Origin of the sequence: Luteimonas changyuni, from assembly GCF_039548395.1 — a bacterium.
In the GTDB taxonomy this organism is placed as follows: Bacteria; Pseudomonadota; Gammaproteobacteria; order Xanthomonadales; family Xanthomonadaceae; genus Luteimonas.
Window position 1 is genome coordinate 49,850 of the sequence record NZ_JBCLUZ010000005.1, and the last position, 24,322, is coordinate 74,171.

Sequence of the window (24,322 nt, forward strand, 5' to 3'; positions counted from 1 at the left end):
GGGGTGGTTGGTCAGTTGAACGCGTCGCCGACGACGTCCGGTGACGGCTGGCTGAAGTGGTCCTGCAGGTACTTCTCGCCCTCGTCGCAGAACAGGGTGACGACGGTGGCGAACCCGGGATGCTGCTCGCGTACGCGGCGCGCCGCAAGCAGGTGGGCGCCCGAGCTGGGGCCGCAGAGCAGGCCGTGCCCGCGCGCCAGCCGGCGCATCTCGGCGATGGCGTCTTCGCTTGAAACCGACAGCGTCGAGTCCACGAGTTCGGAATTGCGGGCGAAGATGCCGGGCACGAAGCCGTCGGAGATGCCTTCGATGTGGTGCGTGCTGATCTCGCCGCAGAGGATGGTCTGCGACTCCGAGGGCTCCATCGCGAACAGCCGAACCTTCGGATTGACCGCGCGGAAGGCCTGGCCGACGCCGATCAGCGTGCCGCCGGTGCCCACGCCCATCACCAGCGCGTCGGGGACGCGACCCTGCAGCTGCGCCAGGATCTCCGGGCCGAGGATCTCCCGGTTCTCCTCGACGTTGTATTCGGACTCGAACTGGCTGGGCGCGAAGTACCCCGGCTGCGCGCCCAGGCGCCTGGCCTCATCCAGCGCGCCGTTGACGTGGAAGTGGCCGACGAACTTCACCTCGGCGCCGTAGGCGCGCGAGATCGCCACGCGCTCGTTCGACAGCCCCTCGGGCATCACCACCAGCATCTTGTAGCCCTTCACGGCGGCGACCATCGACAGCGCGTTGCCGGTGTTGCCGCTGGTGGCCTCGACGATCGTGTCACCGGGCTTGAGCAGGCCCTGCTGCTCGGCCTTCTCGACCATATACCAGGCGATGCGCGCCTTGATCGAACCGGAGGGATTCATGAACTCGAGCTTGGCGAATACGCCGTCGATCTCGAGCAGCGGCGTGTCGCCGATGGCGTCGAGAATCGACTTGGAAATGCCGGTGTAGCGCATGGTCAGGGCACCTCTGGGAATGGGTCATCATAGATACGCCATGGCAGCGCGAGGCTCCAGCACGAAAGAGAGTGTGCTTGAGCCAGGTCAAGCGCGCAGCCGCAGCCAAAGTGAAAAACAGATCACCGGGCATTTTGTGGGAGCGGCTGTTCTTGTAGGAGCGGCTATAGCCGCGAACAGCAACCACCCATCGCTGCCCTTGTGGGAGCGGCTATAGCCGCGAATAGCAACCACCTATTGCTGCCTTTGTGGGAGCGGCTATAGCCGCGAATAGTGATCCGCCATCGCGGCTATAGCCGCTCCCACAAAAACCCGCCGCTCCCACAAAAATGGCAGCTCCCACAAGAACAGCCGCTTCCACAAAAAGGGCGGTCATGCCGGGTGTCCAGGACTCAGAAGCGCTCGCCGACCGGAAGATAGCGCCAGCTGCCGACGGGCATCTTCGCCAGCGGCACCTTGCCGATGCGGATGCGCCGGATCGCGACCACGTCCAGGCCGACCTGGGCGCAGACGTCGCGCAGCTGCCCGCCCTGTACACCCTTGAGGGCGAAGCGCAGGCGGATCTCGTTCTGCCAGCTGACCTTGCACGGCGGCAAGGCCCGGCCGCCATACGACAGGCCGTGGTTGAGCTTCTGCAGGCCATAGGGCGCGATCTCGCCGCTGACCTCGACCACGTATTCCTGCTCGATCTCGTCGCGGTCTTCGGTCAGCCGGCGCCACACGCGGCCGTCCTGGGTCAGCACCATCAGGCCGCTGGCCTCGGCGTCCAGCGGTACCAGCGGCGTCAGGCGGTTGAAGTGCCGTTCCAGCATGCGCACGCCCGAGGGGTCCTCTGGCCAGCGCGTGCCGGGATGCACCAGGTCCGCGGCGGGGCCGGGGCCGCTGATGGTGTCGTAACCGACCGGCTTGTGCAGCAGGACGGTGGCCGGTTCGACGGTTTCCAGCCGTGCGGCGGGGTCGATTTCGACCGCCTCGGTCGACACCGGATAGGCCGGATCCTCGATCACGCGTCCGTCGACCGAGACCCAGCCACCCTTGATGTACTGCTCGGCGTCGGTGCGCGAGCAGCGGGCGAGGTCGGTGACGCGTTTGGCCAGGCGGATCGGATCGGACATGCATCAGTGCCGCGGAAACAGGGGCTGCAGTGTACCGCCTGGCCCTTCGCGGCCTCCCGGTTTACGGTGTTCGGCGCGTTCGATTTGCCGGCTGGCTGCTGTGGTCGCCGGCAGTTTGGATAGACTGCGCGCATGGACAAGACCGGCAACAGCGCGCACGGCGAATACAAGGTCCCCGGCGGCAAGCTGGTGGTGGTGGACCTGGCCATCGTCGACGACCGGATGACGGCCGTGCAGGTCAGCGGCGATTTCTTCCTGGAACCCGCCAGCGCGCTGGACGACATCGATGCGGCCCTCGAGGGCCAGCCCGTCGATGCCGGCGAGGCGACGCTTGTCGCCGCGGTGACCGCAGCGCTGGGCCCGGAACCGCAGCTGTTCGGCATCACGGCCGAGGGCGTCGCGATCGCGGTGCGCCGCGCCCTGGACGCAGGCCAGGGCGGCGCGTCTTGAACGGCTCAGGGCGCACCGGCTGGGGCCAGCATGCCTGGCACCTGGTCCATGCCGGGCCGCAGGCGCCAGCGCTGCACATGGCGCTGGACGATGTGATGTTGGACGACGTGGCTGCCGGGCGCCGCCCGCCCACGCTGCGGATCTGGGAGTGGGGCGCATCCGCGGTGGTGATGGGCCGCTTCCAGTCGCTGCGCAACGAGGTCGACGCCGAGGCCGCGCATCGCCATGGCATCCAGGTGGTGCGCCGGATCAGCGGCGGCGGTGCGATGTTCATCGAGCCGGGCAACACCATCACCTACTCGATCATCGCGCCGGGCACGCTGGTGGCGGGCATGACGTTCGAGCAGGCCTATGCGCACATGGACCAGTGGGTGATCGAAGCGCTTGCCGGCCTGGGGGTCAAGGCCTGGTACCAGCCGCTGAATGACATCACTTCAAGCGACGGCAAGATCGCCGGGGCGGCCCAGACCAGGCGCCGCGGGGCGGTGCTGCACCACGTCACCATGGCCTACGACATCGATGCGAACAGGATGCTCGACGTGCTGCGCATCGGCCGCGAGAAGCTGTCCGACAAGGGCACGACCAGCGCCCTGAAGCGCGTGGATCCGCTGCGCCGGCAGACGGGGCTGCCGCGCAGCGCCGTGATCGAACACATGATCGCAACCTTCCGCAGCCGCCACGGCGGCCTGGTGCCGGACGTACTGCGTGCGGACGAGCTGTCGCGCGCCGAGGCGCTGGCACGCGACAAGTTCGCCACCGCCGAGTGGACCGCGCTGCTGCCGTAAGCGCGCGCCGGGCCAGCGCCGCCAGTGGCACTGGCCAGCCAATGAAAAAAGGCCCGGGCAATGCCGGGCCTTTTTTTCGTCTGTCGGGCGACGCGCGCTCACGTCGGTGAAAATGGCTTGGAAGCGTTCTTGTCGCGCTTCTCGGCCTTTTTTTCCTTCATCGTCTTGAGCGGCTTCTTTTTCTGTTCCTTCTTCTTGTCCAGTCCCTTGCTCATCTCGTTCTCCTCGGCGCATCAGCCTTGGACTGCGGCTGCAGTCGGCGCGGGCAGTATGCGCCAGCCGCGGCATTCCGGGCCGGTTGCGGGTTCAGGTTCGCGGCGGGCCCGGCGTGTCGACAGCGCGCCTGCATCCCGACACCATGGCGTTGCGCCAAACCTGCATGTTTCCGGAGGATCACGTCATGGCTCCCATGTTCCAGCGCAGTGCCTTCCTCATCACCCTCGCGCTTGTCGCGGCGAACCTCGCAGCCTGCCGCGCCGGTGACCGGCCGGTCGCCTTCGAACGTGCTGAAACCGCGGCAGCCGCAGCTGCAGCCCTGACGCTGGAGTCGGCGGCGTTCGCCGATGGCCAGCCGATCCCGCTGCGCTACAGCGCGTACGGCGACGACGTCTCGCCGCCGCTGGCCTGGCAGCCGGTGGCGGGCGCGAAATCATATGCGCTGCTGATGGAGGATCCCGACGCCGACCGGCCCGAGCCCTATCTGCACTGGCTGGCGTGGAATATCCCGGCTGGCGTGACCTCGCTGCCGGAAGGCCTCACGGCTGGTCCACGCCTGGCCGAGCCGGACGGCATGCTGCAGGGGACCAACGACCGCGGGTCGATCGGCTATTTCGGACCCAGGCCGCCGGCTGGAAGCGGCATCCACCGCTATCACGTCCAGGTCTTCGCGTTGGACACCCTGCTCGAGGTCGAGCCCGGTGCAGGCCGTGATGCCCTGCTCGGAGCGATGCGGGGCCACGTGGTGGACAAGGGCGTGCTGGTGGGGACCTACGCGGGTCCGGAAGAGGCTGCGCAAAGCGAATGAGAATCAGGGCGGGCTAGGGTCGGCCCCGGATTGTCCGCCCCTCCGGTCCCCCCTAGTTTCGGGTCGTCCCCTTACCCGCGTGGCCCGCCATGACCTTCGTCGACATTTCCAGCCGCATCTCCCATGCCGCGCTTGACGCGGCGAACTGGCGTCCGGACGCGATGCAGACCACCTTGCAGCGCGCGCCGGTGGCCGATGGCGTCGAGCGCATGTTCGACACGGTCCGCGAGGCCGGCAAGGCTGTCGCCGATGCCCTGGGCCCCGAGCGGTCTGGTGGCAAGGGCGAGGCGTCCGGTGAGCGCGAACTCGTGGCGACCGAGGACAGCGTCGACGTCGGCGGGCATCGCGATGCATACGAACTGCACCTGTACCGCGAGTCGGACGGCAGCTACACGCTCGAGCTGCACATGAAGATCGAATTCAACTTCGAGGATGGGGCGGACGGTCTGAACTGGACCCCCGAAGAAAAGCAGGCCTTCATGGACGACTACGTGGCCGAGGTCGAGAAGGCCTGGAGCGGGCGCACCTTCACCACCGATGACGGCATGGACGTCACCCTGGACGTGAAGCTCGACGTCAGCGAGCAAGAAGGCGGGTTCATGGGCCGCTTCCGCGACGTGATGGACCCGAGCGAGAACTACAACATCAACGTGCTGCGGATCCCCGATGGCGACTTCCATCGCAGCTCGGTCGGCCCGGGCAACATCTCGCACCTCGACAGCGAGGACAACCGCGCCGTGAACAAGGGCGCGGACATGCCGCAGGTAGGCACCGCGCATGAGTTCGGCCATATGATCGGCCTGCCCGACGAATACCATGACGGGCACGAACACCAGGACGACGACAACAGCATCATGAATTCGGGCATGGAAGTGCGTGACCGCCACCTTGACCTCGTTGAGGACTGGGTGGAGGACAACACCTGACGCACGTCGCGGACGCAACGCATGAAATTGATCGCAATCGCCTGCGCACTGGCCCTGCTGCTAGCCTGCGGGAACCAGGCAGCCGGAGGCAGCATGACCACAGCCAGTGAGTTCGACAGCGCATGGGAGCGGGTGCGCGAAGCGTCCGATGCACAGGTGCAGCGCGATGAAGTGATCGCGTTCCTGCGCCGCAACGAGCAGGCCGGCGCGCCGGCCCTGCAAGTGTCGGTCGCCCACCGCGATACCGGTGCCAGGGCCGCCATCGACGACGCCCTGTGGCAGCAACCGGACCGCTATGAGGTGACGCTGCGCTTTGGCGAGCGCAGCCACGTGTTCGTGCCGCTGTCGCGCGAGAGCCTGGTTCCGCTGTTCCGCGAATAGGGCGGCGCTGGGCTCAGGGTCCTTCCGCATCCACATCGCCCGCCAGCGTCCAGACCACGTCGCGGCCCGCCGGATCGCGGCTGAGGTGGAAGTACGCCGGCATGTCCGGGGCCAGGATCCCGTGCGCCTCGCCCCCGGCCTCGCCCGGCGGGCTGAACGGCACGATGTACAGCCCGGAGGCATCAATGGTCCGCCGCGCCTGCACTTCGCCCAGGTCGCCGATGTCCGAGATGGTGCCGCCGCGCTCGAGGAGCGGCTGTTGGAAGTCCACCAGCAGGTCCATCCGGGCCTGCGGCTGGCCGGGCAGCGCCAGCGTGCCACCCGTGACCAGCAGGTCCGGCCAGACCCTGCCGTTCCCGGGCAGTTCGTCATAGCGTTCGCGCGGCAGGCCGGCATGCGCGCCGGTGGCGATGGCGTCGAGCGCGCCGACCAGGGCGAGGAAGTTCAGCTTGCGCAGCTGCTGTTTCTGCAGGTCGCCTTCGATGCCGCCGGATTCGATCAGTACGGTCGATACGCCTGACGCCGCCGTCAGGTCGCCGAAGGCGCGCGGGTTGAAGGTGTCGTCCCATTTGGCAATATGGCCGGAAATGTAGGGCTCGAGCACAGCGCGGATGGAGACGGTCACTTCGATCGCGCGGGCGCGGTTGGCGTCCACGTCGCGGGACGCGTTGAAGGCAGGCGCGAGCAGCGCGATGGCGGTGCCGCGGTCGGAGTCGCCGGTGCGGTAGCCGACCTGCTGGTCGTGCAGGTTGAAGCCGTATGCGGGCTTCACCCGCTCGCGCAGTGCATGCAGGGCGCGAGCCTCCGGGCTGGCGAGTGCGCGTGCGTCGCGGTTGATGTCGATGCCCTGCGCGTTGCGGCGCTGGAAGCGGGCCGCGCCATCGGGGTTCACCAGTGGGAACACGTGGAGCGCGGTGCGTTCGCGCAGGCGCTGCACCAGCGGGTGCGCCGGCTGGCCGCCGAGGAAATGGAGCAGGTCGGCGAGGGCCATCGAGGCGGTGCTCTCGTCGCCGTGCATCTGCGACCACAGCAGCACGCGGGTGTCGCCATTGCCCCATGACACGTGGCGCAGGGGCCGCCCTTCCGCGCTGTTGCCAAGGGCCTCGATCCGGAAGCCGGCGGCGCCGGAGGCCAGCGGCATGGCGACGTCCCACCACTGCTCCGGCGAGAACCTTCGGTCGTCGAGTCCAGCCACGCGGATGTGGCTGTCGTAGAGCGCGTCCAGTTCGTCAAGCCATGCCGGGGGCGGCGGCATCGCAGGGGCGGCGGGCAAAGCGGCCGACGCCAGGAGCGTGGCGAGGAGGAACAGCAGCGGGAGGGCGGGAACGTGGCGCAAGGTGGTGGCGCTCCAGGACGACGGGCACGCCGGATGGTAGGGCAACTGGCGCCTGGAGGCGGTCGCTTGCGACGCGTGGCGTCAGCATGCGTCGCGAATGGCACGACTGCCCGCTCCACCCGCCCGTCCGCGGCGCCTTCAGGCGTGGCACGCAACCTGCTCACCCTCATCCGGATCGAAGGTGCGCAGGAGCGCACCGGTCATGTCCATCAAGGAGGACACATGAGCAAGACCCTGTCGAAGGCCGCACTGGCCGCCGTGATCGCAAGCGCCGTTCTGGCATCCACCGCCGTGCACGCCCAGAGCAAGCCGCTGCAGAACGCGCCGCCGCAGCCGCGCGAGCTGGATCCGGCCAAGCGCGTGCCGCCGCCGGCCGCCCACCAGCATGCGCCGCAGGCGAGCGGGCAGCAGTCTGTCCAGGCGCAGCCCGCTGCGCAGGTCCAGCCCTACGCGACGCCGCAGCCCTACGCCCCGGCAGCCCCGGCCGGCGCCTCGTATGAGGACGGCCGCGGCGGCTTCTTCATCGGCGTGCAGGGTGGCAAGGGCTGGGTGTATGACGACGTCGGCCAGTCCGCGCTTGCGGTGAACGCCGGCTATCGCTGGCAGGCGGGCGCGGTGACGCTGGTGGGCATCGAAGTCGCGGGTGGCAAGCTCGACAGCACCACCGACGATGGCTGGCCCTATGCCAAGGTCGATTACGCCAGCATCGGTGCCAATGCGCGCTTCAACTTCGGCCACACCAGCCCGGTGTATGCGCTGGTCCGCGCCGGTTATTTCACCGCCGACGAAGCCGACTACGGAGACATGGACGGCGGCTACCTCGGCCTCGGCCTGGGCGTGGACTTCAATCGCCACTTCAACATGAGCCTGGTCTATACCAACTACGTTTATTTCGACTCCTACGGCTGGTACGACGGCGACTTCTACTACGACGCCAACCGCGCCGACACGCTGATGCTGGGCGCAGAAGTCAGGTTCTGAGCGAGGCCGGCCCGTCGCTCGCAGCCGCGACGGGCCCCGTTCCGCGGGTGCGGCCCCGCGGCAGCGCAGGGGCCGGCCTGCACGCGGCCGTGTCGGGCGGATCTGTAGCGTTGCGTCATGGCCGATCTGGCCGAGACGCCTGCTGACAGGAGTACCCCCGTCCAATGAAGTCCCTCGCCGCTGCGCGACGTTACACAGATGCAAACGCTTTGCCGGCAGCTGCCTGTTGCCCGCAAACACCTGACGGCGACGGCCGCCCTCTCGCTACCGCGTTCCTTGAGCACGTCGGCGATGCTTCGTTCCCCTGCGTCGGTTCCAAGGCCGCGTTGGGGCGCGATGCGATCCAGGCGCAGGAATTCGGTCCGCTGGGTGATCGTGCCAATGACGCGCCGCTGCTGGATGGGCTTGGTGCGTTCGCCGCGATGCTGGACGCCGCGGATCCCGGGGAGTCCACGGTCCACTCGTTCGTGGCCGTGTTCGACGGGCCACGCGATACCGACGAGCGTCGCTTCGAGGCGCTGCTGTGGGCGCAGCTGCAGCGCCTGCACGACCTGGACATCCGTCGTGGCGCGCGTTGGGCCGATGACGTCGACCGCAACCCCGAGAGCGCCAATTTCAGCCTCAGTCTGGCCGGCCATCCGTTCTTCGTGATCGGGCTGCATCCGGGTGCGTCGCGCACCGCGCGCCGGTTCGGCTGGCCTGTTCTGGTGTTCAATTCCCACCGCCAGTTCGAGCGCCTGCGTGCGGATGGCCGCTATCGCAAGATGCAGGCGGCCACGCGCGAGCGCGATATCGCGCTGCAGGGCTCGATCAATCCCAACCTCTCCGATTTCGGCATGGCGACCGAGACACGGCAGTACAGCGGTCGCAAGGTCGAGGCGGACTGGATCTGCCCCTTGCGCGTGAAGGCGTCGCGGTGAGCGCCGCGCCCACAACCCGGCGCATCCCGCCGTGCTCGGGGCACGCGATCGAGCTGGAGACGGGCGATGAACTCGTCGTCATCGACCCGATGGGCCAACAGGTCAGCGACCTGACGGCATTCGCGCGCGACGACCTCTCGGAATACCTCTCGTCGGGCCGCTCGATCGACTATGCGTCGAAGCTGTGGCTGAGCACCGGCGATGTGCTGCACTCCAACCGCAGCCGCCCGATGTTCACCATCATCGAAGATACCTGCGGACGGCATGATTTCACGCTCACGCCGTGTTCGAAGCGGATGTTCGAGATCCTCTATGGCGAGGCCGAGGGCCGGCCCGGCTGCGAGGGCAACCTGGCCGCGGCGCTGGAGCCCTATGGCATCGGCATCGACCGCATTCCGGTTGCTTTCAATATTTTCATGAACGTGACCGTGGACGGCCAGACCGGTGCGATCGCGGTGCTTCCGCCCTTGAGCCGCGCCGGCGACTTCGTGCGCCTGCGCGCTGAGATGCCGCTGGTGGTGGCGATGACGGCGTGCTCGGCCGGACAGTCGAACAACTTCAGCTACAAGCCGATCGACTTCAGGGTTGAGCGTCAGGCCGACGTGAGCCTGGCCAGGAACACCAGCACCGTCGCGAACGTCAACATCACGAAATAGATGTTGCCGATCACCAGGTACTTGAGCACGGTCAGCCACCAGGCCTGCCGGTATACGCGCTTCTGCATCAGCAGCAGGTAGACCGGCATCCACAGCAGCACGGCGGCGAACGCGAGATCGAGCAGGATGCCAAGCGGCCTGGACGTGACCAGGCCGTCGAGCGCCGACAGCAGGAATGCCAGCGTCAGCATGATCAGCAGGAAGGTGTGGCTGTAGAGGGCGACCACCAGGTGCTCGAGGTACAGGCGCCGCGTGAACAGATAGGCCAGCTTCAGCAGCAGCGCGAACACGGGCACCAGCAGGAACAACGCCGAGGGCGCGGCCGCCATCGCCCCCTGCAGCCACGCGTCGATGGCGGCGCCGTTGAAGGACTGCATGTTGTTCTCGAGGTTGCCGACCTTGCGGTTGAGCCAGTCATTGGCGAACTGCGGCCACCAGCCGATCACCAGCGGGTTGGTCTCTGCGTCCCATTCGCCCTTGTGGCCGAACAGGTTGATCTGCATGCGCCTGCGCTCGGCCTGCGGTGGTGCGTCACCGGTCCCCTCGGCTGCAGGCCTGCCGGTCAATTCGACCACGCGATTGGCCGCGGCGCTGCGTATCCGCACTTCTGCCGCCACCAGCGTCGGATCAACCCCGGGCGTGTTGCCGGCATCGGCACGCGCCTGCTCGATGTCGGCAACCGCCTGGTCGCGGATGCGTTCGACTTCGGCCACCGTGCTCGCTGCAGCGATCTCGCTGAGCCCGGTGATGCTGACCGGGCTTTCCTCCACGTGCACCGCCGCCGCGCCGATGAAGAATGTGAGCAGGCTCAGGATCACGAACAGCCGCAGCGGCGCGATGTAGCGCGCACGGTGCCCGGCCAGGTAGTTGATCGCGACCCGCCCGGGCGACATCAGGTCGCGCAAGGTGCGGAAGACGCGCCCGTCGAGATGCCAGAAGGCCTCGAAGAATTCCTCCACCGCGTGCGCGGCGTGGCGGATCGGGTTGTGCACGGACTGCCCGCAGGCGTGGCAGAACTCGCCCTGCAGTTCAGTACCGCAGTTCTCGCACCGCGCCGGCGCGGCATGGGCATCGGTCCCGGTTGCTGGCTTGCTCACGCTGCGCCTCGTACGGAATGGTCGCGACGGGCGTTACGATAACGGCTCACGGCCAACTGCGCGCGCGCCTTCGTCCGTGATTCCCCATCAGAGCGAGGTGACCGTGTCCAGACCGCGATTTTCGATGATGCCCGTGGTCTTGGGCCTGGCCCTGGCCAGTGCCGGCTGTGCCGGTGTTCCTGTGCCGGTGACATCCTCCGCTACGGGGGCGGTTTCGATCGAAGGTGCGATCGCCTCCATCGACACCCGGCCATGGACCTACGACGGCAACGCCGTGATCGAGGTCGACACGGCTGACCGCGGCCGCGTGGCCGTGCAGCTGCCGGCGCGCTGGAACCTGTGCCAGGCGACGCCCGTGGACGTGGACGCATTGGCCGTGGGCATGCACGTGAGCGCGGTGGGCGCCGCGGCCGGGGAGGGCCGCCTGGTGGTCTGCCAGGACCCGTCGCACCGCCTGGTGCCCCTGCGCTAGTTGACCGGAGGACACCGTGGACAGACGGACATTCATCGAACGCGCCGCATTGATGGCCATGCTGCTTCCGCTGGCGGGTGCCCGCGGGGCCATGGCGGCCGCCCCCGGCGGGCGCCTGCTGCCGATGGCGATCAAGGCCGGCGACACCGTGGGGCTGGTCAGCCCGTCATCGCCGGTCGACGACGGGTTCACCCTGCAGTTGGCCCAGGAGGTCATGGAAGCACTTGGCTTCAAGGTCCGGACCGGGGCGCACTACGCGGCCCGGCGCGGCCACCTGGCAGGCACCGACGACGAGCGCGCCGGCGACCTCAATGCGATGTTCATCGACAGCGAGGTCAAGGCGATCATCGCGGTGCGCGGCGGCTCCGGGGCCGCGCGCCTGTTGCCGCTGCTGGACTACGACGCCATTCGCGCCAATCCCAAGGTGCTGCTCGGCTATTCCGACATCACCGCGCTGCACAATGCCATCCACGCGCAGACCGGCCTGGTCACGTTCCACGGGCCCAACGGTTCCGGCAGCTGGAACCGCTTCAATGCCGACCAGTTCAGGCGCCTGTTCTTCGACCGTGAGCTGATGCAGTACCGCAACGTGTCCGATGCCGGCGACGAGCTGGTGCAGCGCCGCAACCGCACGGTCACCATCGCCGGCGGCACCGCCCGCGGCGATCTGGTCGGCGGCAACCTGGCGGTGCTGACCGCGCTGGCCGGTTCGCCCTACCTGCCGGACTTCAGCGGCCGGATCCTGTTCCTGGAGGACGTGTCCGAAGCGCCGTACCGCGTCGATCGCATGTTCAGCACGCTGCGGCTGATGGGCGCGCTGGACAAGGTCGCCGGCGTCATCTTCGGCGAGTGCACCGACTGCGAGCCGGGTGGCGGCTACGGGTCGCTGACGCTGGGGCAGATCCTCGACGATTACATCAGGCCGCTGGGCATCCCGGCCTATCGCGGCGCGATGATCGGGCACATCCGGCAGCAGTTCATCGTGCCGGTGGGAGGCCGGGTCGAGATGGACGCCGATGCCGGCACGTTCCGCCTGCTGGAACCGGTGTTCCAGGCCTGACCGGACGCAGCACCCGGATGTCGCGCCCGGTCCGCAACGGTATCCCCGCCAGCCGCCTGCAGTTGCCGCCAGGCCCTTGGGCCACGGTGCTGGACGCGCTGTGCGCACGCTTCCCGGCGATTGATCCCGACACCTGGCGGCAGCGCTTCGCGCGCGGCATGGTGCTGGATGCCGATGGCCGCCCGCTTGACGCCGGCGCCGCCTGCCGGCCCGGTGCCGAGGTCTACTACTTCCGCGAAGTGGCCGGCGAAGCGCCCATTCCGTTTCGCGAGTCCGTGATTTACGCCGACGAGCATCTGGTGGTCGCGGACAAACCGCACTTCCTGCCCGTTGCGCCCACCGGGGCCTATGTGCGCGAGACGCTGCTGACCCGCCTGGTCGAACGCCTGGACAGGCCCGACCTGGTGCCGCTGCACCGCATCGACCGTGACACGGCGGGGCTGGTGCTGTTCTCCGCGCGCCGCGACAGCCGCGCCCGCTACCAGGCGCTGTTCCGCGAGCGCGGCATCCACAAGCAATACCTGGCCCTGGCACCGCCGCTGCCCGGACTGGCGTTCCCGCACGTCCACCGCAGCCGCCTTGAACGCGGCGAGCCGTTCTTCCGCATGCGTGAAGCGCCGGGCGAGGCCAACAGCGAAACGCATATCGATGTGGTCGAGCGCGGTGCCGCAGCGTGGCGCTATCGCCTTCAGCCAGTCACCGGCCGCAAGCACCAGCTGCGCGTGCACATGGCGGCGCTGGGCGCGCCGATCCTCAACGATCCCTTCTACCCGCAGCTGCGCGAACGCGGTGCTGATGATCCGGCACGCGCGCTGCAGCTCTTCGCGCATGCGCTGGAATTCGATGATCCGATCGACGGCAGCCGCCGCCGCTACGTCAGCACGCACCGCTGCTAGACTGCCGCCCCATGTCAGTTGCCCTCACCGGATTCGCTCGCAGCCGGCTGTTCCGCGAACGCCGCCGCAACACCATCCAGGACGTGACGCCCGAGGCCTTCGAGCAGCACCTGAACGCGGTGCCGCCGCTCAAGGTGCTCGACGGCTACGCGCCGTTCTGCAAGCTGCACGTGCACCGCAACTGGACTTCGACCCGCTGCCTGGCGGTGCCCATCACCGACGCCAACCGCCACCTGCTGCGTTCGGACTACGAGGCCCGTACCCGCGACGAACTGCCGGTGCTGGTGCGCTGGTTCGAAGGCCTTGAGCCGCCTGTGGCCGACTACCTGATCGTGATCCTCTACAGCCGCGACCAGCTGGCAAAGGAAGGCACGGTGATCGACGCCGACTGGGGTGTAGTCGGCTGCATGTACACCGCGGAGCCCGAGGAAACGCCGATGGCGCCGATCACGATGATGCGCAACGCGCTGGGCGTGGAGGAGGGCGGCTCGGGCGTGCCGGTGGATCGCGAGGCCTATCGGCGAAGCGTGGAATTCTGGCGCACGCATGCCAATTGGCGCGGCGCGCAGTAACGAGACGATTTCGCCGCCGATGCGGCAGGCGGCACCCGCCCCGTGCTTATTCGGTTCCGATGTGCCGCTCCAGGAATGCTTCCAGGCGACGGTAGAAGGCGATGTTGTTCTCATCCTTGTAGAAGCCGTGCCCTTCCCGGGGCACCGACATCCATTCCGGTGCTGCCCCCGCGGCTTCGAGCGCGCGCTTCATCGCGAGCGCCTGCGAATAGGGCGTGCGTTCGTCGATCTCGCCGTGGGCCATGAACACCGGCGCCTTGATCCGTGCCGCCAGCGCGACCGGCGAGTTGGCGCGCATGGTCTCGTCGCTGTCGCCGATGACACGCGAAATGTACCTGCGCCCGTAGGCCCTGGATGCGACATCGCTCTTGCCGGCGAAGACTTTCAGGTCGTACAGGCCGGCCAGGCCCGCCACGCACTTGATGAGCTCTGGCGCGCGGATCGCACTCATCATCGCCGAATAGGCTCCAAAGCTCGCGCCATAGGCGCACACGCGCTGCGGATCGGCATGTCCCCGGGCGATCGCCCAGCGCACGCCGTCGATCAGGTCGTCCTGGATGCGCGTGCCCCAGTTGCGGTAGCCGGCTGCCGTGAACCGGTCGCCGCGGCCAAGGGTGCCGCGGAAGTTGACCTGGAGCACCAGGTATCCGCGGCTGGCGAGGAACTGGGCATCGGTATCGAAGGTCCAGTCGTCGCCCTCCGCGTGCGGGCCGCCGTGGGGCAGCAGCACCATCGGCAGCCCGGCCGGCTCTTGCCCCGCGGGAATGGTGAGGTAGCCATCGAGCTCCATGCCATCGCTGGCCTTGAAGCGGAAGTAGCGCCGCTCGCCCATGCGTTCGGGGTCGATTCCCTCGCGCGATGCGAACAGCAGCTTGGCCGTGGCCTGCGTCCGGTCGTACAGGTACCACATGCCGGGATCGCGATCGCTGACCACGCGCAGCAGTGACAGCTGGCCGTCCACGCTGTGGTTGGCGTAGCTCATGTGGTGCCCGGGGAACAGGCCGCTGAGCGCGCGGTGCTCCTGCGCATCGCTGGAGTGTTCGTCGAAATAGACCACGCGTGGCCGGCCATGCACCAGGGTGGCGGCAAAAGGCTGCCAGGAAGCGTTCCATTCCATTCCGCCAACGCTGCCGAAGCTGTCGCTGGCAAGGGTCACGCGCGAGGCGCCGGTCGGGTCGGACTTCACCACCGTGGAAGGCCCGTCGCCGATGGTGTGGCGCGCGAACACGCCGCCGGCGTCGGCGGTGAAGGCGATTGGCCGGAAGTGGCCGCCGGTGCGTTCCGTGGCCACTGGCTGCCAGTCCTTGCCGCGGGCATCGGCTTCGTACAGGCGGTAGTCGTCGTTGTCGTCGTAGCCGCCGGCGAAGCGCGGCATGCCGGCGGGATCGAGCACGAAGCCGAGGTCCTTGACGCCGATGTCGGCGATCAAGCGGTGCGTCGCCCGCTCGGCATCCACGTCGTAGAGCATCGAGCGGCTGGTGTCATTGGACAGCCTGCGCATGTAGAAGTGGCCGTTGGGCGTCGGCGGCAGGCCTTCGATGTAGCCGTAGCCGCGGTCGATGCCGGGCATGCGCGTGGACTGCCGGTATCCGTACACGTACTTCTGGTTGCTGCCGTCGTAGTCGGTGGCGATGATCTCGCCCATGGGGATCGGTGCCTCGCGCGCGCCGATCAACCGTCCCTTGGCCACCAGAAGCCGCTTGTTGCTGACCCAGTAAATCTGCGACGGCAATTCGTACCGCGGCAGCGTCAGCTGCGCCGTCTGCACCAGGTCGGATACCCGGCGCACCTCGATGGCATAGCTGCCTTCACCCAGGTGGGCGGTCGCCGCCACGTGCAGTCCGTCCGGGGACAGGCGCGGCGCGCTGGTCCTGTCCGCCACTGCGAAGGCTTCGATCGGGACCGGTTCGGCCGCCTGGACACATGTTGCGGCCAGGCCCATTGCCACTGCGATCGTCGCCCTGATTGCATGCTTCATGCGTTGCTCCCCCCAGACCCCCCCGGTCTGCCGGCATAGCGTAATCCAACCGGTCGGTGCCGGGGCGCGATCCGACCGGGTACTGTTGGCCGCCGCCATGCTCGACTGGAATGACCATGCTTGAATCGAAAGACTCCCGGCGCAGGTTCCTGGGCGCGATGGCGGCGGGCGCTGCCTGCGCGATGTTGCCGCTGCATCACCTGCGCGCGGGATCCGGCGGGCAGGCGCCGGGTCGGGTGCTGCGCGACGTGCTGTTGGTCGACGGCAGTGGCGCACCGGCGCAGCGCACCGACGTGCTGGTTCGCGGCGATCGCATCGGCCACATCGGCCGCCTGCCGGACGCGGACATGCGCGGCCTGCGGGTGGTCGAGGGCGGCGGCCGCGTGCTGGCGCCGGGCTTCATCGACCTGCATACGCACGGCGATCCGCTCAAGACCGCGTTCACGCCCTTCCTCGCCATGGGCGTGACCACCGTGGTGCTGGGCCAGGACGGCGGCAGCCCGGCGCTGCCGGGCACGCGCCACGATGCCGGCAGCCTGCCATCCTGGATGGACGCGGTGGAGCGCGCGGCATCGGATATCAACATCGCCACCCTGTCCGGCCACGGCACGCTGCGCCGCCGCGCCGGCATCGACGACGGCACCCGCCAGCCTTCCGACGCGCAGCTGGCGCGCATGCAGGCCATCCTTGAAGCCGACCTGCGCGCCGGTGCCTTCGGCATGTCCACCGGGCTCGAGTACGTACCCGGCCGCTATGCCGGACAGCGCGAGCTCGCCGGCCTGGGCCCGGTGATCGCCCGCTACAACGGCGTTGCCATGAGCCATATGCGCTCCGAGGACGTCGACGACGTGCGTGCGTCCATCCGTGAGCTGGTCGCCGCCGCCGGCCCTGCGCGCGCCCACGTTTCGCACCTCAAGATGGTCTATGGCAAAGGCGAGGCCGCTGCGGAAGAGCTGCTCGCGTTCCTGGAGTCGCTGCGCGGGCCCGGCCAGCCTCTGACCGCCGACGCCTATCCCTACGAAGCCAGCTACACCGGCGTGTCGATCCTGTTCCCGGAATGGGCGCTGCCCCCGGGCGACTACGCCGCCGTGCTTGAGGAGAGGCGCGACGAACTGCGCGCATACCTGCAGCAGCGCATGACGCAGCGCGGCGGCCCCGGGGCCCTGCTGTTCGGCGAGGGCCCGCACGCCGGCAAGACGCTGTTGCAGGTGGCCGAAGCCCGCGACATGCCGTTCGCCGATGTCCTGCTCGACATCGGCCCCGGCGGCGGCCAGGCCGCGCACTTCGTCATGGATCGCGCGCTGCAGGACCGGCTGCTGCTGGATCCGCGGGTGGCGGTGGCGAGCGATGGCTCGCCGGGCGGCAGCCACCCGCGCGGGGCGGGCACCTTCGCCAAGTGGATCGAGGACTTCGTGGTCGGGCAGCCGCGCGTCACGCTGGAGGAAGCCGTGCGCAGGGCGACCTCGCTGCCGGCCTCGATCCTGGGTCTTGCCGATCGCGGCACCATCCGCACCGGCGCAAAGGCCGACCTGGTGCTGTTCGATCCGGCGCGCGTGCGGGCGCATGCGGATTACGTGAACCCGACCGCCATGGCCCAAGGCTTCGATCTGGTGATGGTGAACGGCCAGCCCGCGCTGGAGGACGGCGAAGTGCACAAGCAACGCCCGGGGCGGCTGCTGCGCAGGCGCTAGCCGTGGTCGGCGGTCAGGCCGGCGATCTCGCTCCAGAGCGGCACCGCACCTATCGAAGCTGGGGGACGGGAACCGCCAACGCCTGCGGCCATCCCCGACTTCAATCGCGCCGTGGGCGATGCTAGGCTCGGAGCGCTGTCGAATGTCATGGAGGACGTCATGCGTATTTGCACCATCGTGGTCGCCTTGTCCCTGCTGTGTCTCCTGCCGGTTGCGGCAGCGGCCGATTCCGAAGCTGGCGAACTGCGTTTCCCGGCCGAACTCCTCGGTGTCTGGGACGCCTATCCCTTGTCTTGTATAGACGACGGTCCCTCCGACAGCGATATGCGGATCCTGATCGAGGCCCGGACGCTTGGTGGTTATGAGACCAACGACGCGCTGAAATCGGTTCAGAAGATTGCGGAAGATCCAGCGACCTGGCGAATGGTGACGATTTCGGACGCTGCGCCGACCGAAATCCAGGGTGAAGCAGACATCTACGTCTTGCGCGGGGATGTGATGACGATTACCAACGGTGAACGGTCGTATACCTACATCCGCTGCAAATAAATCGATGGCACCGACAAGGACAGTCAGATGCCCCAGTCAGATCCGAGCCCGTACCAAGTCACTCAATCCGGCAGGGCAGAACCCGGGACCTTTGTTCCGAACGCTGCAGTGAGCGATCTCGAAAGCCTGTTCACGCATCACCCGAAGCGGAATTATCACGCAGCGTTGGTGGAAGGCTTGCCGAAAAGTGCCGAGAACATCACCACGCGTGCATACGCGGTAGTGGGTGGTGAGTTCCAGGAGGTGATGGTCGAGCGCGTTGACAAATACCGCGGTCTCGAGCCCGACCAGGTCCTGCTGATCAAGGATTTCATCCTCGACGACATGACCGCCGCCAACACGCGGCGGGTGGATGTTCCCGCTCCAATGGCAGGCGTCATTGGCCGTGTCGATGCGCCAAACGGCGTCGTCGACATTTGTGATCCCGCGGGTGGCCGCCTGTTGGCACGTATCCGGCATCTTGGTCCGATTGCCGTGGAGGCAGGCGAGGACGTGGTTTATGGCCAGTCGCTGGGCACGCAGAGCAATCTCGGGCTGCAGCGAACCGCCGGCAAGCACGTCCATATCGAAATGGACACGCGCTATCACCAGCAATTCGACCACTACATGCTGGACCTGGTCGAAGGGCGCCTGCCGGTGCAGGCGGAGCATCGCGCAGGCGTGGAGCCGCGCGCTGTCGTTGACGACGGAATACAGCGCGTCGGTGAGGCGGGTGCACGGGTGGCCGCGGTGCAGCGCGCCCTGGTGGCCGGCGGCTATCGTGCCGTGCACGACGCAGCGATTCCGGTGGATGGCGTCTACCGCCTGTCCATGCAAGGAGCCGTGCTGCAGTTCCAGCATGACAATGGGCTTGACCCGTCCGGTGATATCGACGCCACGACCTGGCGCCAGGCGCTGGACCTGACCTTGGGCAAGCCGACCCTTCCGCCGCCGGTGGTCGATGGTCCGCCTGGCGTCCAATCGACTGCGAAGGATGGCCTGTTGGACCGGATCCGGGGGCGCGTCGGCGCGCTCGACGCCGTCGATGGGCTTCCACTCACCGACGGCCAGCGCGAACGCATGGCGCACTCACTGGCGGGGCTCGCGGCGGGGCATCGGCTGCAGTCGGTCGACCATGTGCTTCTTGGCGCTGCGCCCGGAGGGGCCGCAGGCGAGCGCGTGTTCGTGGTGCAGGGGCGGCTGGATGATCCGGCGCAGCGGCGGGCGTGGATGTCGACGTTCGAGGCGATCAACACCCCGGTCGCTGATTCGCTGGCGCGCCTGCAAGGCTTCCGCGAGCGCGCAGAATCCAGCGCGCGGCAACCGGACCTTGCCGCCCACGCCCATCAGCCCGAGTCCGCGTTAACATCCATGCGGCATGGCCAGCCCGCTTGACCTAATCAAGGAATCGCCCGCGCTGTTCGCCGGCTCCGGACACCGACTGTCTTTGCGCAGGCGCCATGCTCCGGCCCCTGCGGCAGCACGAGCTGGATGTGGGCCGGCGTTTCTTCATGCGCCCATCTGAACGTTTCGACAGCCAGGCGTCACGGACCATGGTGGCGCGTGCGGTGTCCATTGCCGGCCACCCGGCCATCGTGGTTCCGGCAACCATCACGCTGGCTGCGGCCCGGCGGGATGCCACGCCCGCAGCGGTCGGGGTCATCCTGTTCGCGGCAGTGGCGATCGCGGTCGCTGCCCTTGCATACAGCTTCGCGCAGGTGAGGTCCGGGAAGTGGATCCATATCGATGCGTCCGTTCCCAGTGAGCGCAGCCAGCTCAATCCGCTGCTCGCCATCGCGCTCATGATCGCCGCGATGGCCTTGCTTGCTGCCGGGCAGGATGCGCAGGTCTCCACTGGTTTCGCGATGGCGGCCGCCATGGTCGGCGCCTGCCACCTGCTGCGGGCCTGGTTCAAGGCGTCGTTGCACGTCGGCCTCATCGTGTTCTCGGCCTTTCTGGCGTGGCCCCTGGCATGTGTCGCCGGGGCCCTTCTGGCGCTGGCGGCAATCGTGTCGTGGTCACGCCTGGCGCTGCACCGTCATACCGTCCGGGATGTCCTGGCCGGGGCTGCGCTGGGCGCGGCGGCGGGTGCGGGATTTCTCATGTTCGGGCTGCGGCATGTAATCCTCCACACCTGACTATCCCGGAATCAAAGAGGAGCCCCCGCCAGGCGGGCACGTCATCGCGACACAGGGCCTGCGACCATCCAGGCATGTCCTGGCGAGTTCTTTTGCTGATCCTGGCGGCGGTGGTGAGTCCGGCCTGCGGACAGGCGCCGCAGCCTGCGTCGACGACGGCAGAAACAGCGGTGACCGGGGCGGAGGTCATCGTCGAAGAGCGCTGCCTGTCGCAGCCTTCCGCGGCCGATGCGGCGCAGGCCATGACGGCGCTGCTTGATCAGGCGAGTGTGATCGAGCCGCTCAGGGCCGTGGTCATCGCACAGGGCGGTGCGGTGATTGCGGAGCGCGGCTACCGCGGCGCGCGCCCGGACACGCCGGCCAACATCAAGTCGGCGTCCAAGACCGTGATGTCGGCGCTGGTGGGCATCGCCATCGACAAGGGCGTGCTGGAAGGCACGGACCAGCTGATCGCGCCCCTGCTGCACGACGTCCTGCCAGCGGATCCGGACCCGCGCCTGGCGCAGGTGACCATCGGCCACCTGCTGTCGATGCAGGCGGGGCTTGAGCGCACGTCGGGGCCGTACTACGGGCGCTGGGTCACCAGCGACCACTGGGTCCGTGATGCACTGGCCAGGCCCTTCGTGGACGAACCCGGCGGGGCGATGCTGTATTCGACCGGATCGACCCACCTGCTTTCGGCGATCCTGACCCGCGTCAGCGGACGCTCGACGCTGGAGCTCGCGCGCGAGTGGCTGGGTCCGCAGGCGGGCTTCGTCATTGCCGGCTGGGATCGCGATCAGCAGGGCGTCTACTTCGGCGGCAACAACATGGCGATGTCGACGCGTTCACTGTTGGTGTTCGGCGAGCTGTATCGAAACGGCGGCCTTGCCGCCGACGGAAGCCGGCTGCTGTCGCAGTCGTGGATCGACGCGTCCTGGCAGCCGCGCACGCAGTCGCGCTTCACCGGCGACGATTACGGCTATGGCTGGTTCATGCGCGACATCGCAGGCGAACCGGTGCGCTATGCCTGGGGCTATGGCGGGCAGATGCTCTACATCGTGCCGGCGCTGGAGCTGACGGTGGCGATGACCTCGGACGACACCGAGGCGTCGGCGCGCACCGGGCACCGCGACGCCCTGCACGGGCTGCTGGCGGAGATCATCCAGGCGGTCGCTTGCCCGGTGCCGGTCGCGGGCGGGCCATCCTGCTGCGCGGCGAAGTAGATACGGCTACAGCATCGCGAGCTCGACGTTGCGCAGGCTGCCGCCGTACTGGTCGCGCAGGCGCACCTTGCGCGCGAGGTCGCTGATGATGTGGCCGCTGAAGTCCACGCCGGTCAGCTCTTCGGCCATGTTGATGCCGCCGGGCGTGTCGACGTTTACCTCCATCAGCTTGTCGCCGACGATGTCGAGGCCGGTCATGTACATGCCGTCGCGCATCAGCTTGGGCGCGACCAGCTCCGCCAGCCGCAGGGCGTCGGGGTCGGGTTCGACCAGCTGAATCTTGCCGCCGGCGCTGATGTTGCTGCGCGCGTCGCCGCTGTCGTTGTAGCGGCGGAAGCAGGCGTACTGGCCTTCGACCTTCAGCGGGCGGCCGTTGAGGGTGATCAGCCGCAGGTCGCCGTCGGCGGCCTTGGGCAGGTACTCCTGTGCGATCGCGTAGCCGTCGCGGATCACCGCGTCGATCATCTGGTTGAGGTTGGCGCCGTCATCGCCGTCGAGCACGAACACGCCCTGCCCACCGGATCCCTGCAGCGGCTTGATCACGCCGCGGCCCTGGTGCGAGGTGATGAAGGATTTGAGCTCGTCGGCGTCGCGGCTGATGCAGGTCACCGGACGCACTGCCTCGGGAAAGTGCTGGAAATAGGTCTTGTTGGAAGCGTCGGTGAGATGGGTCGGGTCGTTGAGCACGATCACGCCGCGATGGGTCACCAGCTGCGCGAACAGCAGGGCGCTGTTCGGCGCCCAAGGGCGGTCGACGACTTCTTCGGCCGGGTCGCTGCGCAGCATCAGCACGTCGAGCTCTTCGACGTTGATGCGATCGGTGTCGGCGTCTTCGCCCTGGATTTCCGCAAGCAGGGCGTCGTCGTCGGCATAGCTGTCGCCGCGTGGTACATGCGCCTTCGCGCGCACCGTGCCGTTGGCGTCGTACAGAAACTCGCCCAGGCCGATCAGCGCCACCTGGTGGCCCATGTTCGCCGCCCGCCGCGCCAGGCGGATGGTGGTGTAGTTGTTCTTTTCGGTCGCAACGTCGTTGACGACGAAGCCCAGGCGCATCGGCCGGTCGCTCATGGTGCTTGCTCCTGGAGGGAGTTCGGGGGGAGGTGGGGGTGGTAGAGGGCTTCGACGCCGAGCGTGCGGCAGTGCGCAAGGGCGTCGGCGAATCCGTCGGCGCTGGCATATCGCGGCAGCAGCGCGGGCGGCGCGACCCAGCCCGAATCGGCCAGCTGCTCGAGCACCGGCAGGTGCGACAGCGCGAACTTGCCGGCGAACAGCGCCTCGAAGGCTCCGCCGCCGCGGAGATGGTCGAGCAGGTCGCGCAGGCCGCGCAGGTACACCGCGTCCTTGGTCAGGCCGCCGCCGCGGCGCGCGCGCACGGCGATGTCGAAGGCGTCGTCGGTGGGCAGGTCGTGCTGCCCGTGCAGGCAGGCGAAGATCGCGGGGATGTGCTCGCCATGGATGGCCATGTCGGCGGCAACCACGCGCGCGGCGAGGATGCGCAGGCGCTCGCCGGGCAGGTAGCCGGTCAGGAACTCGGCCAGCACGCCCAGGCCTTCCTGCAGCGGGTCGTACTGCGCCAGGCCGACCGCGAGCTGCCGCAGCGGCTGGCGCAGGCCGTTGTAGCGGGTGACGACGTGGGTACCGACTTCGTGCTGCACCAGCGGCTGCAGCCGCGCCTCGGGCAGGCGCAGCTGCGCGTCGAGGTACAGCGTGCCGTGGGAAACCATCATCAGCGAACCGACGTCGGCATCGACCACGACCTGCAGGTCGAAGTCCGGCGCCCGCTCGCAGTACCAGGCCACTTCGTCCTCGACCGCCGCGACCACCGTGTCCACGCCGATGTCGCCCGGCAGCGGGTCGCCCACATCCACCGTGGCGAGGATGCCGTTGGCAAGCTCCAGCAGCCCGGCCTCGACGCTGCCGAACAGTTCGATGCTGGCGCCGAGGAAGCCGTCGGTGCCGCGCAGGCGCACCAGCTCGATGGTGCGGTCGAGGTCGCGCTGCTTTTCTTCCAGCACGCCGGCCAGCAGCGGGGATTCGATCCGCTCCGTGGGCAGCGCGAACAGCTGCCTGCGCATCGCATCCAGGTCGGTCGCAGGCTCGGCATAGCGCAGCGACGGCACGTCCGTGCGACCGCTGGCATCGAAGTGGTCCCACAGCGCGTCGCTGTCGAGCGGGTTCAGGGCAAGCAGCCAGTCGAGCTCGGCATCGATCGCGACAAGCGCGGCATCGACCTCGGCGGCGACCGGCGGCAGCGGCTGCAGCGCAGGCCTTGCAGTCGCGTTCGTCGCGCGTGTCGCGGCGCTCATCGCCGCGCCTCGAACGCGGGGCGAACGGCATCGACCGCCGCCTGCAGGCCGTCGCGAAGCGCATACACGGCGGCGATGTCGGCCTGGCCCGTCCACTCGTCCATGAAGATCTTCTTGTACTCGGGCGAGATCGTGCACACCCGCGAGCCCCAGCGCGCATACACCCATTCCGGGAAGTGACCGCCGGTGGGAAAGCGCACGTTGGCGCGTACGTCCAGCTCACGGCCATCAAGCGGAGCTGCGCGCAGGGCGTCGGCGAAGCGCGCGGTGACGTCGCTCCAGCGGTCGGGATCCGCGGTGGTCAGGCCAAGCTCGATGTCGGGGTTGTCCGCCTGCGGCGCCGGCGTGGCGTCGGGCCCGTCGCGGCGGTGGTTGTAGCTGTGCAGGTCGATCAGGAGCACCGCTTCCCAGCGTTCCAGCAAGCGTTCGATGCGCTCGGTGACCATGGCGTAGAAGCGGTCCCAGGCGTCCAGCGAGCGGGCGATCGAAGCCTCGGGCAGCGGCGAATTCCAGACGTCCAAGCCCCAGCAATCCTCCGGCCTTGCATAGACCGCGCCGTCGCGCGGGCGGTTGAGGTCGACTTCGAAACGCGAGGTCGGCACCCGGATGCGCACGTCACCAACGGCGGTCAGAAGGCCTGTGAGCGGATCCTCCTCGCGCATCCGCTCGGCGTCGGGCAGGGCCAGCAGCGGCTGCAGGTCGGGGCGGATGGCATGGCCGTCGTGGATGGCGGTCGCGATCACGGGGCCCTCGTTCGCCGTGATGTCCCATGCTGCGGGGTGGGGGGCTGTCTGCATGCGAAGCGATGCTCGCAAGCGCGCAATGACCGGCCCGTGATGGATGTCCGCTTCGGAC

At 68.3% G+C, this 24,322-nt stretch carries 25 protein-coding genes; 17 read left to right on the plus strand and 8 right to left on the minus strand.

Annotated features, from left to right (window positions below; all coding sequences use genetic code 11):
- Positions 1 to 11: 11 nt before the first annotated feature.
- Positions 12 to 950, minus strand: coding sequence for a PLP-dependent cysteine synthase family protein (locus tag WCD84_RS03445; protein ID WP_343280447.1), 939 nt, complete (start codon positions 948 to 950; stop codon positions 12 to 14).
- Between the two features lie 392 nt (positions 951 to 1,342).
- Entirely contained in the window at positions 1,343 to 2,065 is a 723-nt protein-coding gene (locus WCD84_RS03450; RefSeq protein ID WP_343280448.1) for an rRNA pseudouridine synthase, read from the minus strand.
- Positions 2,066 to 2,197: 132 nt separating this feature from the next.
- Here WCD84_RS03450 and WCD84_RS03455 point away from each other — a divergent pair, with 132 nt between their 5' ends.
- The 5 genes from WCD84_RS03455 (at position 2,198) to WCD84_RS03475 (ending at position 5,631) form a co-directional block, all read left to right on the plus strand.
- Entirely contained in the window at positions 2,198 to 2,515 is a 318-nt protein-coding gene (locus WCD84_RS03455) for a biotin--protein ligase (RefSeq protein WP_343280449.1), read from the plus strand.
- On the plus strand, positions 2,512 to 3,300 hold the full coding sequence (locus WCD84_RS03460; protein WP_343280450.1) for a lipoate--protein ligase family protein: 789 nt from the start codon (positions 2,512 to 2,514) through the stop codon (positions 3,298 to 3,300). The genes WCD84_RS03455 and WCD84_RS03460 overlap by 4 nt, the downstream gene beginning before the upstream one ends.
- A 400-nt stretch (positions 3,301 to 3,700) precedes the next feature.
- The gene (locus WCD84_RS03465) at positions 3,701 to 4,324 is read left to right on the plus strand and encodes a YbhB/YbcL family Raf kinase inhibitor-like protein (protein ID WP_343280451.1); all 624 of its coding nucleotides are present in this window, start codon (positions 3,701 to 3,703) and stop codon (positions 4,322 to 4,324) included.
- Positions 4,325 to 4,413: 89 nt separating this feature from the next.
- Complete coding sequence (locus tag WCD84_RS03470) at positions 4,414 to 5,250, plus strand: hypothetical protein (RefSeq protein ID WP_343280452.1); 837 nt, start codon at positions 4,414 to 4,416, stop codon at positions 5,248 to 5,250.
- A gap of 93 nt (positions 5,251 to 5,343) precedes the next feature.
- On the plus strand, positions 5,344 to 5,631 hold the full coding sequence (locus WCD84_RS03475; RefSeq protein ID WP_343254154.1) for a hypothetical protein: 288 nt from the start codon (positions 5,344 to 5,346) through the stop codon (positions 5,629 to 5,631).
- Between the two features lie 13 nt (positions 5,632 to 5,644).
- Here WCD84_RS03475 and WCD84_RS03480 read toward each other — a convergent pair whose 3' ends face one another.
- Entirely contained in the window at positions 5,645 to 6,967 is a 1,323-nt protein-coding gene (locus WCD84_RS03480; RefSeq protein WP_343280453.1) for a M14 family zinc carboxypeptidase, read from the minus strand.
- Between the two features lie 222 nt (positions 6,968 to 7,189).
- On the opposite strand from WCD84_RS03480, the gene WCD84_RS03485 reads away from it, so the two are divergent.
- The 3 genes from WCD84_RS03485 to WCD84_RS03495 all read left to right on the plus strand — a co-directional run bounded on the left by WCD84_RS03485 (position 7,190) and on the right by WCD84_RS03495 (position 9,524).
- The gene (locus tag WCD84_RS03485; RefSeq protein ID WP_343280454.1) at positions 7,190 to 7,948 is read left to right on the plus strand and encodes an outer membrane protein; all 759 of its coding nucleotides are present in this window, start codon (positions 7,190 to 7,192) and stop codon (positions 7,946 to 7,948) included.
- A 209-nt stretch (positions 7,949 to 8,157) separates the two neighbouring features.
- A complete protein-coding gene (gntA, locus tag WCD84_RS03490) occupies positions 8,158 to 8,868 on the plus strand; it encodes a guanitoxin biosynthesis heme-dependent pre-guanitoxin N-hydroxylase GntA (protein ID WP_343278665.1) in 711 nt (236 codons plus the stop codon).
- Positions 8,865 to 9,524 (plus strand): urea carboxylase-associated family protein, encoded by a 660-nt coding sequence (locus tag WCD84_RS03495; RefSeq protein WP_343280455.1) that lies wholly within the window; start codon positions 8,865 to 8,867, stop codon positions 9,522 to 9,524. Before gntA ends, WCD84_RS03495 begins: the two co-directional genes overlap by 4 nt.
- Here WCD84_RS03495 and WCD84_RS03500 read toward each other — a convergent pair.
- Positions 9,461 to 10,621: a DUF3667 domain-containing protein gene (locus WCD84_RS03500; RefSeq protein ID WP_343280456.1), complete on the minus strand. Its 1,161-nt coding sequence runs from the start codon at positions 10,619 to 10,621 to the stop codon at positions 9,461 to 9,463. The genes WCD84_RS03495 and WCD84_RS03500 overlap by 64 nt on opposite strands.
- A 187-nt stretch (positions 10,622 to 10,808) precedes the next feature.
- Here WCD84_RS03500 and WCD84_RS03505 point away from each other — a divergent pair, with 187 nt between their 5' ends.
- From WCD84_RS03505 to WCD84_RS03520, 4 genes are read left to right on the plus strand one after another with little or no spacing between them, the layout of a single operon-like run.
- Positions 10,809 to 11,093 carry a hypothetical protein gene (locus tag WCD84_RS03505; protein WP_343280457.1) on the plus strand — a complete coding sequence of 95 codons (285 nt, stop codon included), beginning with the start codon at positions 10,809 to 10,811 and terminating at the stop codon, positions 11,091 to 11,093.
- Positions 11,094 to 11,109: 16 nt separating this feature from the next.
- Positions 11,110 to 12,153, plus strand: a complete 1,044-nt coding sequence (locus WCD84_RS03510; RefSeq protein ID WP_343280458.1) for a S66 peptidase family protein — start codon at positions 11,110 to 11,112, stop codon at positions 12,151 to 12,153.
- 17 nt (positions 12,154 to 12,170) lie between these two features.
- A complete protein-coding gene (locus tag WCD84_RS03515) occupies positions 12,171 to 13,049 on the plus strand; it encodes a pseudouridine synthase (RefSeq protein ID WP_343280459.1) in 879 nt (292 codons plus the stop codon).
- Between the two features lie 11 nt (positions 13,050 to 13,060).
- The gene (locus tag WCD84_RS03520) at positions 13,061 to 13,621 is read left to right on the plus strand and encodes a DUF3228 family protein (protein WP_343280460.1); all 561 of its coding nucleotides are present in this window, start codon (positions 13,061 to 13,063) and stop codon (positions 13,619 to 13,621) included.
- Between the two features lie 46 nt (positions 13,622 to 13,667).
- Here WCD84_RS03520 and WCD84_RS03525 read toward each other — a convergent pair whose 3' ends face one another.
- Positions 13,668 to 15,599, minus strand: a complete 1,932-nt coding sequence (locus WCD84_RS03525; RefSeq protein WP_343280461.1) for an alpha/beta hydrolase family protein — start codon at positions 15,597 to 15,599, stop codon at positions 13,668 to 13,670.
- Positions 15,600 to 15,715: 116 nt separating this feature from the next.
- Here WCD84_RS03525 and WCD84_RS03530 point away from each other — a divergent pair, with 116 nt between their 5' ends.
- The 5 genes from WCD84_RS03530 to WCD84_RS03550 all read left to right on the plus strand — a co-directional run bounded on the left by WCD84_RS03530 (position 15,716) and on the right by WCD84_RS03550 (position 21,161).
- Entirely contained in the window at positions 15,716 to 17,290 is a 1,575-nt protein-coding gene (locus tag WCD84_RS03530; protein WP_343280462.1) for an N-acyl-D-amino-acid deacylase family protein, read from the plus strand.
- 147 nt (positions 17,291 to 17,437) lie between these two features.
- Complete coding sequence (locus WCD84_RS03535) at positions 17,438 to 17,839, plus strand: hypothetical protein (RefSeq protein WP_343280463.1); 402 nt, start codon at positions 17,438 to 17,440, stop codon at positions 17,837 to 17,839.
- A 108-nt stretch (positions 17,840 to 17,947) separates the two neighbouring features.
- Positions 17,948 to 19,213 carry a peptidoglycan-binding domain-containing protein gene (locus WCD84_RS03540; RefSeq protein WP_343280464.1) on the plus strand — a complete coding sequence of 422 codons (1,266 nt, stop codon included), beginning with the start codon at positions 17,948 to 17,950 and terminating at the stop codon, positions 19,211 to 19,213.
- Between the two features lie 65 nt (positions 19,214 to 19,278).
- Positions 19,279 to 19,956: a phosphoesterase gene (locus tag WCD84_RS03545; RefSeq protein ID WP_343254167.1), complete on the plus strand. Its 678-nt coding sequence runs from the start codon at positions 19,279 to 19,281 to the stop codon at positions 19,954 to 19,956.
- Between the two features lie 74 nt (positions 19,957 to 20,030).
- Positions 20,031 to 21,161 (plus strand): serine hydrolase domain-containing protein, encoded by a 1,131-nt coding sequence (locus tag WCD84_RS03550; protein WP_343254168.1) that lies wholly within the window; start codon positions 20,031 to 20,033, stop codon positions 21,159 to 21,161.
- Positions 21,162 to 21,167: 6 nt separating this feature from the next.
- Here the strand turns inward: WCD84_RS03550 and WCD84_RS03555 are convergent, their stop codons facing one another.
- Genes WCD84_RS03555 through WCD84_RS03565 form a run of 3 tightly spaced genes read right to left on the minus strand, consistent with a single transcriptional unit; the run spans position 21,168 to position 24,264 of the window.
- Positions 21,168 to 22,229, minus strand: a complete 1,062-nt coding sequence (locus tag WCD84_RS03555) for an ATP-grasp domain-containing protein (protein ID WP_343254169.1) — start codon at positions 22,227 to 22,229, stop codon at positions 21,168 to 21,170.
- Positions 22,226 to 23,467, minus strand: a complete 1,242-nt coding sequence (locus tag WCD84_RS03560; RefSeq protein ID WP_343280465.1) for a flavohemoglobin expression-modulating QEGLA motif protein — start codon at positions 23,465 to 23,467, stop codon at positions 22,226 to 22,228. Before WCD84_RS03560 ends, WCD84_RS03555 begins: the two co-directional genes overlap by 4 nt.
- Positions 23,464 to 24,264 (minus strand): N-formylglutamate amidohydrolase, encoded by an 801-nt coding sequence (locus WCD84_RS03565; protein WP_343280466.1) that lies wholly within the window; start codon positions 24,262 to 24,264, stop codon positions 23,464 to 23,466. Before WCD84_RS03565 ends, WCD84_RS03560 begins: the two co-directional genes overlap by 4 nt.
- Positions 24,265 to 24,322: the final 58 nt, after the last annotated feature.

Bases quoted from the DNA above. Each gene is read 5' to 3' on its own strand.
- WCD84_RS03445 (WP_343280447.1), bottom strand. From the start codon at position 950: ATGCGCTACACCGGCATTTCCAAGTCGATTCTCGACGCCATCGGCGAC.
- WCD84_RS03450 (WP_343280448.1), bottom strand. From the start codon at position 2,065: ATGTCCGATCCGATCCGCCTGGCCAAACGCGTCACCGACCTCGCCCGC.
- WCD84_RS03455 (WP_343280449.1), top strand. From the start codon at position 2,198: ATGGACAAGACCGGCAACAGCGCGCACGGCGAATACAAGGTCCCCGGC.
- WCD84_RS03465 (WP_343280451.1), top strand. From the start codon at position 3,701: ATGGCTCCCATGTTCCAGCGCAGTGCCTTCCTCATCACCCTCGCGCTT.
- WCD84_RS03470 (WP_343280452.1), top strand. From the start codon at position 4,414: ATGACCTTCGTCGACATTTCCAGCCGCATCTCCCATGCCGCGCTTGAC.
- WCD84_RS03475 (WP_343254154.1), top strand. From the start codon at position 5,344: ATGACCACAGCCAGTGAGTTCGACAGCGCATGGGAGCGGGTGCGCGAA.
- WCD84_RS03485 (WP_343280454.1), top strand. From the start codon at position 7,190: ATGAGCAAGACCCTGTCGAAGGCCGCACTGGCCGCCGTGATCGCAAGC.
- WCD84_RS03515 (WP_343280459.1), top strand. From the start codon at position 12,171: ATGTCGCGCCCGGTCCGCAACGGTATCCCCGCCAGCCGCCTGCAGTTG.
- WCD84_RS03520 (WP_343280460.1), top strand. From the start codon at position 13,061: ATGTCAGTTGCCCTCACCGGATTCGCTCGCAGCCGGCTGTTCCGCGAA.
- WCD84_RS03525 (WP_343280461.1), bottom strand. From the start codon at position 15,599: ATGAAGCATGCAATCAGGGCGACGATCGCAGTGGCAATGGGCCTGGCC.
- WCD84_RS03530 (WP_343280462.1), top strand. From the start codon at position 15,716: ATGCTTGAATCGAAAGACTCCCGGCGCAGGTTCCTGGGCGCGATGGCG.
- WCD84_RS03535 (WP_343280463.1), top strand. From the start codon at position 17,438: ATGGAGGACGTCATGCGTATTTGCACCATCGTGGTCGCCTTGTCCCTG.
- WCD84_RS03545 (WP_343254167.1), top strand. From the start codon at position 19,279: ATGCTCCGGCCCCTGCGGCAGCACGAGCTGGATGTGGGCCGGCGTTTC.
- WCD84_RS03550 (WP_343254168.1), top strand. From the start codon at position 20,031: ATGTCCTGGCGAGTTCTTTTGCTGATCCTGGCGGCGGTGGTGAGTCCG.
- WCD84_RS03555 (WP_343254169.1), bottom strand. From the start codon at position 22,229: ATGAGCGACCGGCCGATGCGCCTGGGCTTCGTCGTCAACGACGTTGCG.
- WCD84_RS03560 (WP_343280465.1), bottom strand. From the start codon at position 23,467: ATGAGCGCCGCGACACGCGCGACGAACGCGACTGCAAGGCCTGCGCTG.
- WCD84_RS03565 (WP_343280466.1), bottom strand. From the start codon at position 24,264: ATGCAGACAGCCCCCCACCCCGCAGCATGGGACATCACGGCGAACGAG.